This window comes from Collimonas pratensis (assembly GCF_001584185.1).
Classification (GTDB): Bacteria; Pseudomonadota; Gammaproteobacteria; order Burkholderiales; family Burkholderiaceae_D; genus Collimonas; species Collimonas pratensis.
In genome coordinates, this window is sequence record NZ_CP013234.1 from 3,974,915 (window position 1) to 3,994,580 (window position 19,666).

Annotated in this window: 11 protein-coding genes; 2 read left to right on the plus strand and 9 right to left on the minus strand. The window is 57.6% G+C overall.

Annotation, left to right across the window (positions count from 1 at the left end):
* Positions 1–52 precede the first annotated feature (52 nt).
* From CPter91_RS17735 to CPter91_RS17755, 5 genes are all read right to left on the minus strand, one after another.
* Positions 53–469 carry an NTF2 fold immunity protein gene (locus CPter91_RS17735; RefSeq protein WP_061942499.1) on the minus strand — a complete coding sequence of 139 codons (417 nt, stop codon included), beginning with the start codon at positions 467–469 and terminating at the stop codon, positions 53–55.
* A gap of 11 nt (positions 470–480) precedes the next feature.
* Positions 481–5,145, minus strand: coding sequence for an RHS repeat-associated core domain-containing protein (locus CPter91_RS17740; RefSeq protein WP_082792970.1), 4,665 nt, complete (start codon positions 5,143–5,145; stop codon positions 481–483).
* 13 nt (positions 5,146–5,158) lie between these two features.
* Entirely contained in the window at positions 5,159–6,808 is a 1,650-nt protein-coding gene (locus CPter91_RS17745; RefSeq protein ID WP_061942501.1) for a hypothetical protein, read from the minus strand.
* Positions 6,809–6,825: 17 nt separating this feature from the next.
* The gene (locus CPter91_RS17750) at positions 6,826–9,069 is read right to left on the minus strand and encodes a type VI secretion system Vgr family protein (protein ID WP_061942504.1); all 2,244 of its coding nucleotides are present in this window, start codon (positions 9,067–9,069) and stop codon (positions 6,826–6,828) included.
* A gap of 310 nt (positions 9,070–9,379) precedes the next feature.
* On the minus strand, positions 9,380–9,955 hold the full coding sequence (locus CPter91_RS17755) for a hypothetical protein (RefSeq protein WP_061942506.1): 576 nt from the start codon (positions 9,953–9,955) through the stop codon (positions 9,380–9,382).
* A gap of 546 nt (positions 9,956–10,501) precedes the next feature.
* Here CPter91_RS17755 and tssA point away from each other — a divergent pair.
* Entirely contained in the window at positions 10,502–11,614 is a 1,113-nt protein-coding gene (gene tssA, locus CPter91_RS17760) for a type VI secretion system protein TssA (protein WP_061942507.1), read from the plus strand.
* Between the two features lie 31 nt (positions 11,615–11,645).
* Here the strand turns inward: tssA and CPter91_RS17765 are convergent, their stop codons facing one another.
* The 4 genes from CPter91_RS17765 to CPter91_RS17780 all read right to left on the minus strand — a co-directional run bounded on the left by CPter91_RS17765 (position 11,646) and on the right by CPter91_RS17780 (position 18,460).
* The gene (locus CPter91_RS17765) at positions 11,646–12,428 is read right to left on the minus strand and encodes an OmpA family protein (RefSeq protein ID WP_061942509.1); all 783 of its coding nucleotides are present in this window, start codon (positions 12,426–12,428) and stop codon (positions 11,646–11,648) included.
* Positions 12,429–12,431: 3 nt separating this feature from the next.
* On the minus strand, positions 12,432–13,418 hold the full coding sequence (tagF, locus tag CPter91_RS17770) for a type VI secretion system-associated protein TagF (protein WP_061942510.1): 987 nt from the start codon (positions 13,416–13,418) through the stop codon (positions 12,432–12,434).
* Positions 13,415–17,371 (minus strand): type VI secretion system membrane subunit TssM, encoded by a 3,957-nt coding sequence (gene tssM, locus CPter91_RS17775; protein WP_061942512.1) that lies wholly within the window; start codon positions 17,369–17,371, stop codon positions 13,415–13,417. The genes tagF and tssM overlap by 4 nt, the downstream gene beginning before the upstream one ends.
* A gap of 183 nt (positions 17,372–17,554) precedes the next feature.
* Positions 17,555–18,460 carry a M15 family metallopeptidase gene (locus CPter91_RS17780; protein ID WP_231879951.1) on the minus strand — a complete coding sequence of 302 codons (906 nt, stop codon included), beginning with the start codon at positions 18,458–18,460 and terminating at the stop codon, positions 17,555–17,557.
* Between the two features lie 83 nt (positions 18,461–18,543).
* On the opposite strand from CPter91_RS17780, the gene CPter91_RS17785 reads away from it, so the two are divergent.
* Entirely contained in the window at positions 18,544–19,470 is a 927-nt protein-coding gene (locus tag CPter91_RS17785; protein WP_061942513.1) for a hypothetical protein, read from the plus strand.
* Positions 19,471–19,666: the final 196 nt, after the last annotated feature.

A 19,666-nucleotide genomic window follows, 5' to 3' on the forward strand; every position in this document is an offset into this window, starting at 1 on the left:
GCAATAGTCATATGCGTGTTCATATTGTGCAGCAATTTTTTGAGTGCCAGAATCATAAATCTAGCCACTTTTTCCACTTCCCCTTGTTTGCAATATCGATTTCTTTATATTTGATACGCCATTCCCCATTTTCCAGCACTAGATAATATCGCCCTTCCCCGCCGATTAAACCGGCTGGCACATATACCCAATGTTTATCGGGCATATCTTCCTCTATTCGAAGAATTTCCAGCTGAAATTCCGGCGGCTCACCGAAATCCAGAAAGTCATATCTGGATTGATGCCTGGCCAGAGCCTGCTTTGACAGATATTTCTTAAAAATTTCTTTTACCTTGGCCAGACGCTGTTGATTAACCGTGTCATTCAGCCTGTCAGCAGCACTACTCCAACGCTCCCACTCAGCCATCTCGTCAAAAAAAAGCTGAGCTACCTCTCTTGATGTTTGACTCGGTTCTATATTTTTTGGCATTTTCTTTCCTGTTACGGACAGCAAGCGGGATTCATGAAGGTCTTTGATCTTGTCTGACCGTTAATCGTATAGGAATAAACTATTTCATGCGGTCGTGTCGAGACGGCGTCTTTATAGTTTAATTTAACACTAATGTCTGCGTTCACATTCCCAGCTTTCACCTGCTCAGCGATACCACTCTCCCATTGCGCAAACGCTCCCCTGTTCACGCCAAGCGCTTGCGGAAAAACATACTTCTTCCCGCCACGCCCACCTAATTGATTTCCAACTACGTGGCCGGCATCATCATGAGAACAGCCGAGACTTCTCGCCCATTTACGGGAAGTGTCGTTTGTGTTGCTACCTTTTTTAATATCAGCTGGTGTAATCGTCGCGGTCGCACTTTCTATCCGTTTTCCATCAGCACTATAAACATAGGTGGCGTTCGAAAACAATCCTAGCGGATCAATCCAGCCAACAGGATTCGGTGCATATTGATAGGGATTGACCCCACCCGACAGCCCTATCGGGTCTTGGCTCACAAAACTACCAATATGCGCATCGTAATAGCGATTTCGATTGTAATGAAGCTCTGTCTCCGCGTCGTAATATTGTCCCTGGAGCCGGATCGGATTATCAACGGTCTGGATATGTATTTGTTGCGCACGGCCCGATGCGGCATAGCTGGCTGACCAAACCACTTGCCCGCTGCTATCAGTTAGTTTGATCGGGCAGCCATTTGGATCATTATGATAATGAAATATGCCACCATTTTTTTTCTCATCAAATTGCTGTTGTCGGATTACACCCATTTCCGGCCGACTTCCGATAGCTGTCGCTGACGCATTAATCGGTTGGGAAACCGGAGATGGCAAGTCATTAGCATGGACACCCAACAACATTCCGGAACCTAATCCAATAGACGCCTCCACGCCGGCGAGCCGTGCTTGCCGGTTTCCACCATGGTCCGATGAAACGGGCTTGCTTTCTTTCCCCAAAGTCAGACTACCGAGTCCACCCAGTCCGCCTAGCTGGTCGGTCATCGAAGATTTCGGCATCCTATCAAGAAACACATTAACAGGAACTGCGGTTGGTTTCGCCTGCACTTGTTGGACAGGATAAAAATCTGCTTTTTTTCCCGTGATGCGATCTGTTCTCTTTGCAAACTTGACCTGTCTGTCAATTAATACCAACGGCACAAAAGTGTCAGGATAATAAACAAACTCTCGCGTTTGAGAATGCAATGCCTTAAATGCACTAAGCCGTCTTCGTGCTGCCATCAAATCCGCCACATTGGCAGCCAGCCAAATATCATCGGAGTTTTTGGTATCAATCGATTGCGTGACTTCTCCCAATAACGCATCGCCATCCCAAAAAAACCAGGTGATATGCGTCGGACTATGCTTGAATACGCGGCGCCCCAGGGGATCGTAGCCGTATCGTGTAACCTGCCCGTTGTTACAGCTTTCAATCAGCCGCTGGTTAGCATCCCAGCTCAGTTTTGTCTGTGTTTGATCGAATGCCGCAGCTAAATGAGATTGCGTTTTTCCTGATGAGGTTTGCTGTTTTTGGATCAGATTGCCGGCACGATCAAAAATATAATCCATACCGTCATGGTTGCCTTCACGAAACCACGACGTTTCGACCAGACCTTCGCCGCCCACTACCTGCTTCAATTCCGCTTGATGTATGCGCATTCGTAGGCGATCACCGGCCGGATCATTCAAAATCTCCGTCACACGTCCGGCAGGATCTGTATGCCTCAATAAATTTCCCATAAGGTCATACTGATAAAGATTAATCCCCTGTTCGCTATCGCTGCGACGTATCTGGTTACCGACGCAATCATACTCATAGCGGGTTTCAAACAATGATCCTTTATCATTCAGAACGGTCTGGGCAGTGAGATAGCCTGCAGGATCATATTTCAAATCGCGGCGAACGCTACTACTCAACTGTTCCGTCACAATCCGCCCCAGCACATCGCGTTCGATCACCACCGCGGGTTCATCATTAACCGTCACGCTGGCTATTTGGTTGCGCAAATCGAAAGTTGAAATTACCAGGTTGCCGGCGCTGGTGCGGCGCAAAAGACGATTACCGACCTCGTCATAGACATTTTCGATACGGAACCCGTCTTGCACCTCTTCTCTAAGCCGACCATCAGCGTCAAATTTACGCAAGATATGACGACTCTGACTGCGTAACTCGACCAACGCTCCACGCTTGTCATAGCAGAATGTCTCATACAATTGCTTACCGGGGTGATCGTGATCAGGCAGAGCCTTCCTGGTAATACGGCCGTGTCGATCGGTGTCGTAGCTGATTATTCGTCCCAACGGATCGCAGCTTCCCAATAATCGGCCTGCGGCATCGTAACGATAAGTACATGACTGCCCCCAGTAATCGATTTCCTCGACAATTCGCCCCAGCTCATCGAACTTGATCTGATAGGTCTCCTTACGTTGATTGACCACGCCAATCAGCCGCTCTTCAACGTCATATAGAAATTCGACACAATAACCATCGGCTTGCAGACGTTTAGCGAGCTGTCCTGTGCCAAAATACGCAAGTTTGGTCTGTGCCCCGTTCTCGTCGCTATAACCAATCAGGCGATCTTCTTCATCGTATTCATACTTTGCGCCGCCCGCAGCTTGCATTACCTGAAGCAATCGCCCTTTAGCATCGTAGCAATACTCAATGACGTCGCCGACAGGGTCAGTACGCCGCCTTAAATATCCCAATGCATCGTGCTCGAAATCACTGTGGTGACCAAGCGCATCAGTCATGCGCAACAAGTTCCCATAACGGTCGAAAGAAAGTGCAGTGGTTGCCCCACGCGGATTGACATGAGCAAGCAAATGCCCCAGTGCATCATACTCAAAGCGCGAACAAGCACCCATCGGCGTGGTCTGCTCCAGCAACAAACCACGTTCATCCCATTTTTGCCGCCACCGCTGACCGAGCGGATCAATAATCTCGACGACGTGATTGGCCTCGTCAAAAACCGCGGTCATGATACTGCCGTCCGGTTGCACCAGCGTCAGCAAATTGCCGCGTTCATCATATGCGAACTCTGTGCGCAATCCTACAGGGTCAATCACTGCGGTGGTGCGCCCTACTTCGTCATACTCAAAAACCGTAACACCTCCGAGTGGATCAATTTCACACAACGGCAAATTATTCTGATCGAACTTGATCAGCGAGGTGTATCCAAACGAATCGATTACTTCGGTTTCGCGCAGCGACTCATTGTAGGTAAATCGATAGTCGTGCAGTCCATGATCCCCCCAAGCGCGAATCGCGCGCCACCGATCGTCATATGTATAGTAGAAGGATAAGCCCAGGCGATCGGCATGACGCACCATATGATGGCGGTCGTATTCGAAAGTACGGGCGGCATTGAGCGCATCGAGCGCAGCGATCATGTCCCGATTCAAATATTTGTATGCCGCCAGCGGGTGGGTCAGGCCGGTGGCCGGATCATATAAGCTTAATTGATGAATTTTTCCATCATGCTCATGTACTTCGATGAAACGCCCCGGTAAGATGTCGATACCACTCTCTACGATTCGAGTCAGATGACCGTCGACACGTTCGAAGCGCCAATAATTACCGCACAAATCCTCGATCCGTTCGATCTTCAACGACAAGGTCTGACGCGCCGGCGTGACGTTGGCAGCCAGATTACAGAAAACGTAGCGCAAGTCATCCTTGGTCAGCACTTGCAATATGTCAGTACCGTTATCTTGCACCCATATCAGGCGGGTGCCATCGACAAATTCGGTCACAGCGTGCTCGATACCGGGGGCTGCAGGTAAGTGCGCAAAGACGGTGGCACCGCTGGCTTCGAAGAACAGAACGGCGCCGTCGGCGTCGATTTCCAGGCGGAAGTCGGCCGGGGTCTGCCAGCCATAACCGCACATGCCGTCATGACAGTTGCTCGACGAATAATTGCGAGTCCAGCTCAGCGGCAAGCGGCCCGGGATGGAGAAATCCTGGTGCGAGACCGCGACACTGCCATCGCGAATATCGACAGGTTCAGCTCGCAACACCTTGCACTTGAGGAAGCCGGCCTCCATGTTCTCGAACAGCTTCTTGTATTTCGTTTTAAGGGCGTCGGCGGCGCGCTTGAAATATTTGGTCTCGCGCAAAGCCTTTAAACCTTTGCCCAGGCCTTTGACCAATCCAGCCAATGCCAGCTGGGCGGCGATTCCCTCCAGTGCCTCCATAATACTCGGCGGACCGCCGACGAAGACGGTATCGGGTATCGCCAGGTTGACCGACGTCGGTAGGGTCATCGACATATGCGGCTCGGCCGACTTCTTGAGCCGGAACGGGGGCACCATGCCGACTACGCTGCAATCGAGCACCGGCATGCCCAGGCGCGAAAATGGCGAGCCATCGGCCAGCACGGTCTTGCTGCCCATGAAGATCTGGTCGTCAAACTGCGGTCCCTCTGGAGCACGCAGCGGCGGCATCCACACTCCCAGGGGGATGTGGACCGACAATCCTTGAGTGCCTGCCGTGGCGCGCTTGACGCCGGCCACCTGCACCGTGGCGCCGATGAACGGCAGATAATCGAAAGGATCCAGCACAATCGAAATATGCGCGGTCGGCAATGGTCCCGGCGGCATCTCGTACATGTGGATATCGATGCCAATCTGTGGATCGAAATGTTTGGCGGCGTTGGTCATGAACGCTTCCCTTTCAGGCTGTTGCGGCGGCGCCCAGCGGCTCCGCGGCAGGCGCGTTTGGATTGACTGCAAGCGGGCCGTCGATCACGCCTGAGGAATCAGGCAGCTTGGTAAATTGCGGTGGCTCGCTCCATTGCGGGACATCTTTATCGAGCGGATGCTTGACCTCGGGCAGTCCGTTCCAGAGTGGGTTGAGCAGCTCGCGCGCCAATGCCACCACCTTGCGAAAATATTCGTCGCCGCCGGCGATCAGCTGCTCTCGCTCCTGACGCTGGCGCTGGAAACTGCTTTCGAAACGCGCGTGCATGGCGTTTTCAATTTTTTCCAGGTCGCTGGCCTGTGGCCGCTCGCCCAGCTTGCTTGCTTGCTGTTCCGCTTGCAGATGGGCAGCCGCGATCGCTGCCTGATAATCGGTCGCACAGCGCTCCAGTTTTGCGGTGCGCGCCGGGTCCTGCACCCGTAGCAAATCGTGCAGGGCCAGCGGCATGGTGGTGAGCGGACGCTCGGCCTGGCTCACCGCCTTGGCGGCGCGCAAGGCCAGCGCACCGTGATCGCGCGCCGGCTGCAGCTGGCCATTCTGCGCATAGCAGTAAGCGGCCATGCGGAAACCTTCAATTTCAAACATGGGATTCGGCACGCGCTGCGCCTGCTCAGCCGCACTGCGATAGGCTTGCGCGGCGCGCTCGGGTTCTTTTGCCACCAGCCATACGCCGGCTTCGCCGAACCAGGTTTGCATGATCAGGTCGGCGCCCATCGGATGCTTGCTTTGCTCAGCCTGGGTTGCACATTCCCGCGCATCGCGATAGCGCTTGATGGCGTCGGCATAGTTTTTTTCCTTGAGGTAGGCGCCGGCGACGGCCATCTGCAGCACGACCTGCTGGTCCGGCCATTGTTCGCGCTGCGCGATCTGCATGGCTTTTTCGGCACGCGCCGCGGTTTGCGCGGCGCTGCCCTTTTCCACCAGGGTGATGACGTCAGTCAGCAACTGGCGGTAAGCCACGGTGGGGCCGGCGCCGCCAGCCTGGGCTACGGTTTCGCGGGCGATGTCGAACATGTCGATGGGTGCTTCCACCACGCGCACGCGATCGCCGTGGCGCTGCGCCAGTGTTTGCCAGCGCAGATCGGTGGACGTATCCACCAGTACCAGCCTCACACCGGCATCATCCGCCGCCAATGCGGGACTGTGCAGCGCGGCATCCAGCCATGCTTCCCAGGCTTCCTGACTGGTGACCGGATGGGGCGCCAGGACCGCTGCCACATAGCGCAGATGCTGCACCTGAGCCTGGTGATAGCGGGCAAACGAGGCCAGCGTCGCCATCACGCCGGCGGCCGAATCGTGCTGCGGCGTCTGCGCAACCGACCAATCGGTAACCACGCCTTGCTCGCGCAGGCTGTCCTTGCTGTCGATATAGTTTTCCGCCAGCGACTGGCGCAGCGCGCGGCTGTAGCCGAAGCCGGTATCGAAAGCAGCGTCAAAGCGCAGGAACAGATCCGGCGTGGTCCAGTCGCCCGGATGCTGCTGGATCTCGAAGAATGCCTGCAGCATGCGGTCGGCATTGGCGGGGATGCGCCATACCAGCACTCTCATGCGTGGATCTTGTGTATGCTCCAGCCACAGGTCGCGCAGGGTCGCGACTCTTTTTTCGACAGGATTCTTGGCCATGCTGGCTCCCTCTCCGCTTAGCTATTCAGATTGATCTTGCTGCCGTTGATCGACACGCCGCTGCCGTTGACCTTGATGGTCGAGCCACCTGCGGTAATCGTGATTTCGCCGCCATCAATGCTGATGCCGGCGCCGCCGACGATCAGGTCGACCTTGCTGCCGGAAACAATGGTCTGGTTAGAGCCGGAATACTGCGTGTGAGTGCCGGATACCTCGTGATCCATGTCGCCGGTCACCGACAATAAACGATGGCCGGTATTGCTATCCTTCACCTCGCCGCTAACGGTGCGCTGGTCGAGGCCGGTCACCGTGACGTCGCGGCCGGCGTGCATGGTGTCGCTGACGGCGCCGGTGACGGTATGCGTCAAGGTACCGGTGATGTCTCTTTTCCAGTTGCCGTTGGTATTGCCGCTATAGTTGCCGATCAGCGTGCTGCCGTAATCGCCGGTGATGTTTTCGTTGTAACCGGCCGCGGTAATCGTCCGTTTCTGGCCGGCGTGGTAGGTCTGCGTCACGGCGCCGGTCACCGTGGCGGTATCGGTGCCGGTGACGGTGCGGGTATCGGTGCCGGTCACTGTCGCGCCACGGTTGCCGCCCACCGAGATATCCTGGTTGGCGCCGACATTCAGGCTGTGGTTGACAGCGACCGTGGTCGCCTTGTTGTTCTTGACCGTACTGTTGTGGTCGTTCAGCACCGTCACCGCCATATCCTTCTGGGCGTGCATGTTGAGCAGTTCGCTGCCGCCGGTATCGTGCATGGTGACTTCATTGAAGCCGCCGCCGCGCACCGTCTTGGAGCGCATGCCGCTGACTTCCTGGCCGAACGGCGGCATGTTGTCGGCGTTGTAGACGCGGCCGGTGATGATCGGCCGGTCCGGATTGCCATCGAGGAAATCGACCACCACTTCCTGGCCGATACGCGGCGCCGACACGCCGCCCATGCCAGCCCCGGCCCACGGGCTGGCGACCCGCACCCAGCAAGAGCTCTGGTCATTGAACTGGCCCAGGCGGTCCCAGTGGAACTGCAATTTGACGCGGCCGTATTTGTCGTGCCAGATCTCCTCGCCTTTCGGCCCTACCACGGTTGCTGTCTGCGGTCCTGGCATCCGTGGCCTGACTGTGTCGCGCGCAGGGCGGAAAGGAATTTTGCGGCGCAAGGCGGTGACTTCGACACGATAGATACAATCCTGGGCGGTGCTGAAATCGCTGGCGAAATTGTTGCGGGCGTCATGCCTGACTTGCACGGCGATGAAGCGATGCTCGGCGGCGTCGTCGCTCTCATGTTCGAAGTGGCCCTGCAGGTCGAAATAACGGCCGACGACCAGTTCGCGATAAGTGCCCGAACCTTCGAACAGCTTGGTCTGCCAGCCCGCCTCCTCGGCGCGCACCGCGCTCAGCTGCTCGCCGACTGCGCTGCTGCCGTAGCTGGCGGAACCGTCGTAGGCGTAGCGTTCAAACTGCGGTAGATTGCCACGTGGGACCTCGGTTTTCTGCTCCACCGCCAGTGGATTGCGCGGCTGCTTGAAATCGAAGCTCTTGATGCTGTGCACCGTGGCGCCGACTCTGCGCCGCGGCCGCCAATCGTCGAGCACGTCGCTGGCTTGCAATTCCTGGTTGGGCTGGAACCGCACCGTCGCATCACCTTCCAGCGGCAGGGATTGGGTGGAATCGTCGGCCAGCACCAGTTTATGGCCGCTCTCGCTGTGCTCGAAACTATAGTAGATGCCGGCATCCTCCAGCAGCCGCGAGACGAAGCTGAAATCGGATTCGTTGTATTGCACGCAGTAAGACAGTTTCGGATAGCGGCTGGCGATCAGGTCGAAGCGGTAGTCGGCCAGCTGGCCGTATTTGTGGAACACTTCCTGGGCGATGTCGAGCACCGACAGATCCTGGAACACGCGGCAGTTGCTGGCGTAATCGAGGAAGGAGAACCACGGCGCCAGCTGGGCTTGGTAGGTGGCCATGCCGCCGTCGCTGCCGGTGCGCGCAAACTCGCGCACGAAACCATGGAAATGCCGTTCGCCGGACTTGGTCTGCATGGTCAGCAGTAGCGGCTGCCCGACCAGCTGTTTGAGCTCAAGCTGGTCGTAGGGCGACAATAATTCCAGCGTCAGGTCGAAGGGCTTGGATAACGCTTCCGTGCCGTGCAAGCGGTGCACCAGCAGCAGGTCGGCGTCCAGCGGCGTCTTGATACGGACCAGGCGCCGGTCCTGGTTGAAGCGGCCGACGCGGGCCAGCATCGCAGAGGCGTTTGGATACATTGAGATTCTCCATTTCGCAAAAGGACTGGCTTTGCCGAGGATAGCTATTCAAGCCATGATCCTGAATGAGTGTGGCGCGGGCTTCCATGCGCTGGATGTTGCATTGAACGACTGAGCGGCAACATTATTGCCGGAATGCAATTATATCGACATTTGGGATGGATGCGACATTCAGCAACAATAATTTACATTGATCGAATGGCAGGTGACGATAGGGAGATGTGCAACCAGCAGGCTGCTGGTTGCGGACGGGCCTCGCAAGGAGGCAGCAAGAATGGGGACGGCGATGGCTGGCATCGCCCGGTTTACTTTATTGCAGCGCGCCAAACGGTTTGGCGTCACCGCCGGCATCCGCCGGCGCCGCGGCTTTAGCGGCACGCACGGCTTTTTTCCTTAACGGACGGCTAACCTTCGGCTTGGCTTCAGCGACCGCAGCCGGATCGACCACGGTTTCTCCCAGGCTTTCGCGCAGCAGTTTTGTCTGGCTTTGCGCATCAGTCAGCACCGTGCCGTTCAAATCGCTCTGCGCGCTAAGGTCATTCAAAGCCTTGATCGACAGCTTCAGGCTGCCAAGAGCAACCACACCGCGCGCATATTTATCGGCCGGGTCGCGCTGCAACACTTCCAGCGCGTAGGCAACCGCGTCGCCATAGCTGCCGGCATCGTATTTGATCTGGGTCATGCGCACCCATGGCGTTTTTTCCGTTGGACGGGCCTGCGCCACGTCCTTGAGCACTTTGATTTCCTGGTCGGCTGCGCTGTTCTTCTGTGCCGCATCAGCCGCAACAGGAGCCGCGGCAGCGGCCGGCGCGGCCGATGCCGCAAGCGGCAGCATCAAGCAGCTCATGGCGACGCTGCAGATCAGTTTGTTTTTCCAATGATTCATAGTTCCTGCTCGCTTTCTTAAAAATAGTAAAACTGGGGCAGCAGCACACAGCCGTTCAAATATAAGCATGATAATCGGCTATCAACACTCACTGCGATTATTGCTACCCAATTAACAAATAATGACAATTCACGTGCGTCAAGCGGCCGGGAGCAGCCGCTTTCTCAGCATGAGGCATCGTGCCCATACCGGTCCGGGCGCCAGCATCGCATGACGGCCGACAGCGCCTTATCGATGCATGCACTGAGGACACATGTTACTACGGAAACATATCCTTTTCCTTTTTGACAGCTGCATCGAAGACAAGCTACCGAAAAACCACAGCTGCCGGTGTAGGCAATTTGCCTATCATTTGTAAAATCGACGCTGGCACTAGAGTATGATTGCACCAAGGAAATTCCAGCATTTGTCCTATGTTTCATGTAATGTATTGGCAAGATTTCATTTGTTGTTGCAATATATTCCCGGCCAGCGGCGCAGCGGAGTTTCCCGGGATCCCGCGACTGCGACCTTTCTTAGCTTGAATTTTTTTGTGGGTTTGCCTCTATGTTTTCTGTCGAACAATTACTTAATCCAATCAGTGAGTCCGCGCCCTGCGGCGCCGACCTGTCCTTTTCCAGCGACCTCGACGCCATCGCGCACGCGCGTCGTTTCGACGACCCCTCGCTGGACCAGGGCGAGTGGATCACCGAACTGAAAGAAGCCGACTGGGGCTTTGTGGTCGACAACTGCGCCCGCCTGATCGAAACCCAGAGCAAGGATTTGCGCCTGGCAGTCTGGCTGAGCGAAGCCAACGCCAAGGTGCGCCATTTCCGCGGGCTGGGAGACGGCTATCTGCTGCTGGCCGGCCTGAGCGACCGCTTCTGGGACATGCTGTATCCGATCCCGGACGACGACGACCAGGAACTGCGCATCGGTAACGTTGGCTGGCTGTTGTCGCGTTCGGTGCAGCTGGTGCGTGAAATCCCGATCACGGAAGGCCGCGGCACAGCGTTTTCCAGCATCGATTTTGAAACCGCCCGCATCCGTGCCGCCAATGAAGAACGCGGCAACAGCGATGGCGGCGATGGCCTCAAGATGGCGGATGTCGAATCGGCGCGGCGCAAATCGTCGCCCGCCTATTACGAAAAACTGCTGGCCGATGCCGGCTATTGCCAGCAGGCGCTGCTGCAGCTGGAAAAATCGATCGATTTCCGGGTCGGCCAGGACGGTCCGGCCTTTTCTGCGGTCAAGGAAGCGCTGGAGAGTGTGATTGGCACCATTACCCGTTTCGCCCAGGAAGCCGGGATCAATACTCGCCCTGCGGCGCAGGCTAATGGCGCCGACACGAATACCAACAATGGACAAAACTCGGGACAGAGCGCACCCAAGGTGCAACAGGAGGTGAACAAGGTGGAGCAGCAGGAACCGCAAGCAACTCTCAACGGCCCGATCCAGAATCGCACCCAGGCCCTGATGCAACTACGCCACGTGGCAGATTTCTTCCGCCGCACCGAACCGCACAGCCCGGTCGCCTATCTCGCGGAAAAAGCCGCCCACTGGGGCGAGCTGCCGCTCCATCACTGGCTGCGCACCGTCATCAAGGATCCGGGTTCGCTGGCGCATGTCGAAGAACTGCTGGGCCTGCACGGAGACGGCCAGCAGCACGACCAGAACTGAGGCGCTGAACTCAGCCCCCTGCTTTCTCTATTTACTGGGATACGCGGAACTCGATCCGGCGGTTGCGCGAGCGGCCGTCGGCGGTGTCGTTGGTCATGATCGGCCGGTCCGGTCCCTGACCCGAGGTAACGATCAGGTCGCCATTGATGCCCTTCTGCGTCAGATAATCCTTGACGGCATCGGCACGCGCCTTGCTCAGCGAAATATTGCGCGCACGCAGACCCTGATTGTCGGTATGGCCGATGACTTCCACCTTCTTGTCCTTCAGCTTCGACAGCGCCCCCGACATTTCGTCGAGGATGCGCATGCCTGACGGCGTCAGCGTGGCTTGTCCACTTTCAAATTCGATGGTGCGGTTGGCCAGCGTCTGATCCAGCAAACCCTGCTCCGAAGCCGAGACCCGCAAGCCGTTCTTGACCGTGTAGGTCGGGTTCAGGTTGCCGGCGATTTCGCTGGCGATCTGCTGGCGCTGTGCTTCGTTGCTGACTTCGCCGTTGATGCTGACCGTGTTGCCGTCGATTTTCAGCTGGCCGCGGCTGACCTGCTTCAGGCTCGGGCTGATCAGCTTCTGCACATAGCCGTTCCAGTTGGCCGGCGCTACCACCGAACCCACCGAGATCTGGTCGACCACGCGGTCGGCGCCGTACAGTTCCTGCAACTTGCTCAGCGCGCTCTGTTTGCTGGCTTCGTCCGGCACGGTGCCGCTGACCAGGATCTGGCCGGGTTTGGGTGTCGCCACCGGGGGCGCCACATTTTGTGCCAGCGCCAGGTTCGACAGCAATAACGATGTCAGGGCAATGCTCAGATAACGCATGCGTCAGGCTCCAATAAATGCTTCACGAAACGAATCATGAGCCGATTTTAACGATAAGGTGGGTTGCGCCAGATAGCTGGCGATTTTGGTGATGCTGTAGTCAGTGCTGACCTGCTCCTCGACCCAGCCGGCATCCTCGAAAGAGATGTGGTGCTCGAGCGCCACCTGCGGATCCATGATGGCTTGCAGGGTGCGCGGCGACGCGCCGCTGAAGCCGATCACCATGGCCGGCCGGTCGTTGATGCGGGTGACGAAAGTGGCCAGCTCGAAATTGCCGCGCAACAGGAAAGGCGTGATCAGGTGCAGCCAGTAAGACGCCACCAGGTTGCGATAGAGCGGATCCTCCGGCAAGGGCATCACCAGGCTCTTTTCCAGGCGTGAGGAAGCGCTCTCCATCACCGGCTGCAGCAGGATGCCCAGCGCCAGGATCAGGTGTCGCAAGGAACCCTTGAAGCCGGTGCTGCGCAACATGTTTTCCAGTCCGCCGACGGTCTGGATTTCCATGAAATCGGTGAACGCCGCATGATAGGCGCCGCTGCCCAGCTGCAAAGGAATACCGGTGGCCGTCAGGTTTTGCAGGGAAATCGCCGGGTCGGTGGCCGCCACCACTTCGGAAGCCTGGCTCTCCATGCGGTTCCACAGGCGCGAAAAAGCCATCGGACTCTTGGCCGTGAAATCCTGCGGCTCGTCGATTTCCATGGTGCTGACGGCGAGGAAGGGAAAGCGCCGGTTGGCCTGATCATTGCTGGCAATCAGATGGCCGGCGATAGCGCGCCGGCTGCGCGGGCCGATAAAGGCGAAGTGCAGCGGACTGACGGCGTCGTAGGCGATCTTCCAGCGCGGCTCGGCCGACAGCAGGTCCATGGCTTGCGCCAGCCACTCGTCGAGAATCGACACCAGCGGCATGTTGTCGGTGGCCTTGATGAAATCGCCACGGCTGGGGATCTTTCCGAAATAACCGATATTCGCCAATTTTTCTCCAACGCTCATTGTGCTGCTCCTCCTGCAGTCGCTACGCCCGCCGCAGTGGCCGTCGTTGCTGCTCCTACCGCTCCCGCTGCTCCCGCCGTTCCTGTCGCCGCCGGCGACGCGGCCGGATTGCTGACCGGGCTGGCGGCCGTGCCGACGATGGTTTCCGGCAGTTTCAGGCCACGGAAGCCCTGCCCTTGCTGGGCCCCGCCATCCGGCGCCTTGGCGCTGACTTGCGGGCTGCTGATGATCTTCAGGTTGATCGGCACGGTAATGTTTTCATTGGTCCAGCTGAGTTCAAAATTACCGTCCTTGCGCTTGCGTACCGCCGTGTTGATCAGGCGCTCCAGGCCGAAACGGCCAGGCTGATTGGCGATCTCGACGGTGCGGCCGTCAAACGTCACGGCCGTGATGCGGGCGCCGGCCACACCTTGTGGATTAGGCCAGACAAAATTGGTCCACTGCGCCTGAGTATTGCGGTAGCGCAACTGCTGGCCATCGATCTCGATGGTGTACTCAGTGGTGCCGGCTGCCGGCAGCGCCTGGATCTGGAACACCGTCTGCGCATCGGCGGCAGCTCCGCCGCCGCCGGCTGCAGCGGCGCTGCTGGCGCCCAGCGGCGCAACCCAGCGCGAGAAACTCGACACCATGGTCGGCGACAAGGTAATGCCCATGTCAGCCCAGGTCTTGGCCGCCAGCGTATCGCCGCGGCGCACCACCAACGGTCCCATCGAGGCATTGACGAACTTGGCGATGCTGCCGTCCGGACCGAAGGTCTGGCCGATCTCTGCGCTGGTCGCCTCGATCTTCGAATTGGCGGCAAACGGATATTTCTCGGCCAGCGTTTTCTCGAACGGCGCGTACACCTGCGCCGCCCAGGTGCGGTTCATCTCAGCCTCGGTCGGCTTGATGGTGACGGCGAAAGCCTGGATCAGCGGCCGCACCAGGATTGGACGGATCGCCTGCTTCTGCGAATCGCTCATGCCGACCAGCATCTGCTCGTCGACATACTTGAGCGCATCCGCCAGTTCCGAGCCGCTGCCGTTCAAGGTCTGCTGCATCAGCTGGTTGGCGCCCGGACCGGTATCGCCCTGGTTCTTGATTTGATTGAAACGTGTCCGCAGTTTCGACAAGGTTTCCATATAGCCGCGCATCAGCGTGGCGTTGTTGTCCTTGGCGGTCACCATGCGCGCCACGCCGGCAAATTCCTTGCCGACCGGGCCCATCGGCAGCGCCGAACCGTCGGGGTTGGCGCTGACGTTGACATTCACATTAACCCCGGACGGCGCCTGCCGCATGATGGTCTGCTTGAACCAGGAAACAAAGCCGCTTTGCGCACGTCCCAGGCTGCTGTTCAGCAGCGACGGGTTGTCCCACGAAGTCTGCTGGTAGACGGCGCTGACGAACTTGTTGATCGGCGAAGTCGACGGATCGCCGAAACGGTTCATGGCCTTGACCGCGTTGTCGAAACCGCCGAGGTCGGCGATATTCGCGCCCTGCATGAATTTCTGCCATTCCTTGGCGTATTCGGTCTTGTACTGCGTCACCAGCGCCTTCTGGATCTGCTCCGGGCTGCCTTCCAGCGTCAGGTCGTCGCTGGAGGCGGTCTTCAGCACCCAGTCGGCGCTCTGCAATTCCTTGTTGGCGGCTTCCTTGAATGCGCCCTGGATGAATTTCTCCCAGGCGTCGCGCGTGAATGTTCCTGGAATCGCATAGCTGCCGACGATCAATTCCTTGTCCTGATCGCCGACGATGCTGGCCACCGTGATCGACGGGAAGCGGGTCGAGGCGCGCGCCTTGATATCGGCATACACGCGATCCCTGGCCGCCATGCCGCGCACCACGCGGCGCAAATTATCGCGCGACTGGTCGACCAGGGTCAGCTTGCTTTCGATGGTCGGCCAGGACGGATCGCTGATCTGCGACAGGTAGAAGCTCATCAGGCGCTCGGCGCTGCGGATCATCTGCTCGCGCGTCATGTTGCCGCGGTTGCTTTCCAGCCAGCCGCGCCAGAAACGCGTCAGCTGATCGTTCAGATGGCTCGACTCGGCGCGCTGGCGGTCGCTCAGCATCAGGTAAGTCTTGAGCGCGTTGTAGCCGTCTTCGACATTGGTCGGCGAGGAATCCTTGTATTGCTGGGTGGCGCCGCTGCTGCCGGCTACAGCAGCCTGGGCGCTGGCGCCTGCGGCAGCGCCGCCGGTCGCCTGCTGGCCTGGCTGGCCGGCCGCTGCACCCGCGGCCGGCGCTGACGTGCTGGTCAGCTGTACCGGATGCGACATTGGTTCCAGCTGGCCGGCATGCGCATTCATTTCAGACAGGAAGGATTCGATATTCGCCGTCACCGGCTTGAGCATGATGTCCTTGACCCCTGCAAAATATTCTTCGCGCAGCTTCTGCTGCAGCAGGTCGCCCTGGTACAGGCCGAAACCCAGCGACAGCGGACGGCTGTTGTCGTACTTTTGCAATTGTTCGATACGGTCCTGCAGGATTTCCATGGCCTCAAAACGCGATTGCAGGTCGATCCGTTTTTCTTGCAGCTTGATGGCCTTGTCCAGGTCCGCCTGGACGTTCGCGGTCAGCTGGCGGTTGCCGATATACGACCAGCTCCAGCCGGCCAACGCCAGGCCGACGAAAGCAGTGGCGACGAAGAACATGGTGTAGCGCAAACGGGTCTTGTGGCGGCTGGCGTATTGCGACACCAGATCCTTGTCGGCAAAGATGACCTTGCGGAACAGGTTGAGCAGGAAGAAGCCATGCTTGGAATGGATTTCCGGACGTTCCAACGCTTGCAGCTTGAGATCGAAGCGGTCGGCGATGCGTTCCGAGGAGCTGCTGATGCCGCTGCCTTCCTGCAAGGCGCTGGTGAAATAGAAACCGCGGAATACCGGCTTGAACTGGAACGGATTTTCTTCAAACAGCGTGGCGATGAATGCGCGCAGTGAGCTCTTCACCGCCGCGAATTCGAGCGGGAAAGTCAGCACGCCCGGCGGCAGGCGGTCGCCGCGGTTCAGGGCCATGTTGGCCAGGCTGATTTCTTTCAGGCCTTCAAACAGTTCGTCAAAACGTTCGTCGAAATGCGCCAGCACATCCTGGCTGCTGGTCTTCCTGTTATACGGCAGCGTGGCGCCCCACACGCGGTCTTTTTCACCGCGGTCCATGTCGACGAAGAATTCGGTAAAGCCGGTGATCAGGTCGGCCTTGGTAAACATCACGTAGACCGGCGCAAACACTTCCAGCTTCTCGGTCAGTTCCTGCACGCGCTGGCGCAGGTTCTTGGCCAGGTTGATGCCGAACTCGGGACGGTTGCCGGCCAGTTCTGCAACGCTGACGGCGATGATGATGCCGTTGATAGGCGCCCGGCTGCGGTGTTTTTTCAGCAGGCCGAGGAAGCTGAACCACTCGGCGCGGTCTTCCTCATGGACAGAATAGCGTCCTGCGGTATCCAGCAAAATGCCGTCGGTGGTGAAGAACCAGTCGCAATTGCGGGTGCCGCCTATGCCTTGCACGATATTGCTGTTCTTGTCGGCCAGCGGGAATTGCAGGCCTGAATTGGCGACTGCCGTGCTCTTGCCTGCAGCCGGGTTGCCGATGATCATGTACCACGGCAGTTCATACAGGGCAGTGGCGCCGGATTTTTCACCGAGCTTGGAATTCTTGATGGTCGAGATCGCTTCCAGCATCCGTTTGCGGATGGTTTCCGTCTCATCGCGGCCGACCGCACTAGGCTTGTCGACCGCTTTCTCGGCCTGCCCTTCCAGCATGTCGCTCAGGTTCTGCGACGCCTTTTTCGTGCGCTGCTTGCGGAACAGCCAGACCAGGCCCCAGATCAGCAGGACTGCGACCAGGAAAATCACGACCCAGATGCCGTCGATCTGCAAGGCATCCGCGGCGAGGAAGAGGAAACAGGCCAGTGCCACAAAACCGACGATTGCCAGAGTGCGTGTATTCGTCAAAAATTGCCAAATTCGTTGCATAGGTATCAGTAATTAAGTAATCGATTCTTTTGAAAGTGATGCAAAACGGCAATTGCCATCGGCAGCCATGACGATAGCCGATTCAGCGTCATGACTGCACGTTGTTGCTATTACGCAACAGAAAATTTGCCTGACTGCATCAACCTAAACGGTAAATCTGGATTGCACAGCAAAAGAGCTGCTTCATTTTTTCATTACACCGGGCTTGCGGAACTCTACGTGCCCCAAGTCCATCATTTTCCAGCGGCCACCCCAGGTCAGCCCTACCGACTCCGCCACTTCGCCATACAGCTGATAACCGCGCATGGCCCAAGGGTCTTTCTCCGTAATCACCAGCTTGCCGTTGCGCATGAACGCCGAATCGGCGGCCAGGCCGTACTGGTGGTAACTCTGGAACGCCTTGGCGTTGGTCACGCTGCCACCCATCTGCGCCAGGGCGTTCTGTCGTTCCGGACTGCGATACCCCTCGATGATCACCATGTCATAGCCATGCTGCTCTTTCATGATCTTGAAAGTCATCAGCAGGCGCTGGGTGAAATCAGCATCCAGCTGTTGCCAGTTGCGGCTGGCGCTATCCAGCATCGGCCGCACCTGTGCTACTTCCTGGGTGGTAAACACCTCCGGCGGCAACGGCGGGGGTGGCACCAGCTGCTCCCCTTCCAATAGTGCAGCGATCTGCTGATTGACGACTTGCCCTGAATCATCATAACTTCCCAGCATGGCTTTGCCACTCAACATCCAGGCAATTAACGGCGGAATCAGCACAACCGCCGTTCCTGCGAGTAGAATTAAATGATGTTTTTTAATAAACTGCCAAGTCGAGAGTCTCGACGCTTGCAGGTTTTGTGTAAAGGATTTTGTTGTTCTGGACCGACGTTCTTTCCAGTTTTGAACGCGCGCCCCGATTTGCTGCCGCCTTTTAAGTAATGCCGTAAATACAATTTCACGGGCGGCCGGAAACAACAGCAAACCTGAGATGCCGCAGGCAAGTAGGAAATAAAGAGCAACGGCTAAGACCAACGCAACACCTTTCGTGAATATTACCAAAGATAAAATATACTTTTTTGGTAATATATTGCCAGTTGACATATTTAGTTGTCAGAGAGTATACCTTATCAAACTGGACGTCACGTCGATCTGCGTTCAATACCTGACATTTGGAGAACTGTGTCTTGCAACCACCAGAAGAAACTGCGCGCGGCTCTGTAAAACCGAATCTGTTATCGGGATCGGCGGCGACAGACAATAGCAGCGGAAGCATCCTGAATGCCCTGGAGGGCAAGGAATCTCCGGCGAAAGGCATTGCGCAAAAGAAATCCGGCGTAGTGCGCGGCGCCGTCGTAGTGGCCTTGCTGGCAGCGATTGGCGCCGGCGGATTTTTTGCCTGGAATCAACGCAGCGCGCAGGATGCTACCGCGGCCAGCACGCCGGCCGCGCCTACGCCGGCTGCACCAAAGGAATTGCCGGCAAGCGCTCCGGTCCTTGCCGCCAATACGCCCGCGCCTGAAAAAACCGAATCGCAAGCGGCGGTCATCGAAAACGATCCGGCCGCTCACGCTGAAAAAACCGATGCAACGACTGACGAGACACCAGCCGATCCGCGCGCCAAGCTGACCGAAAGCCTGGAAGCAGGCGTGCCGGTTACCGCTACCTCGCTGAAAAAAGCGCTGGAAGAACCGAAGCCGGCAAAAGCAAAAGCACCCGCCAAGAGCGTCAATGCGCCGCTGGTGAACCGCAATGTGCCGGAGAAAAAAGCCGTTGCCCAGAAACCGGCAAAAGCAGCCAGCACGCCGCCCGACAGCGACGTCAATATCCTGACCGCGCTGGTGTCGCACGGCGACAGCGTGAACGAGCCGGCCAAACCCGCCAAAGAGACAGCAAAATCCAAACAGCAAGCCAAGAAGAAGGCGGCTGAACCTGTGCTGGCGCAAAACACCGCTGACGGCGGACCGGATATCGTCGAACGCAAGAACGGCGACAGTACCGCCGGCCTGCTGCAACGCTGCCGGCAGCTGGGCATGATTGAAGGCGAGCTGTGCCGCTGGCGGATTTGTTCAGGACGCTGGGATACCGATACCGCCTGCAAGGTAAACAAATAAACGGCTGCAAGCAGCACCGATAAAAAAAAAGGACACCGCGCGGTGTCCTTTTTTATTGTGACTTATTTTTTTTTTGGGGGGGGGCCATCTCGCTCTCATGCATCCGGCACAAGACTCGCAGGGTGGACACTTGTGCCCACGCGGAACATCGATCATTCGAGGAGCGAATCCAGCGTGGGCAGAAAATCTGCCCATC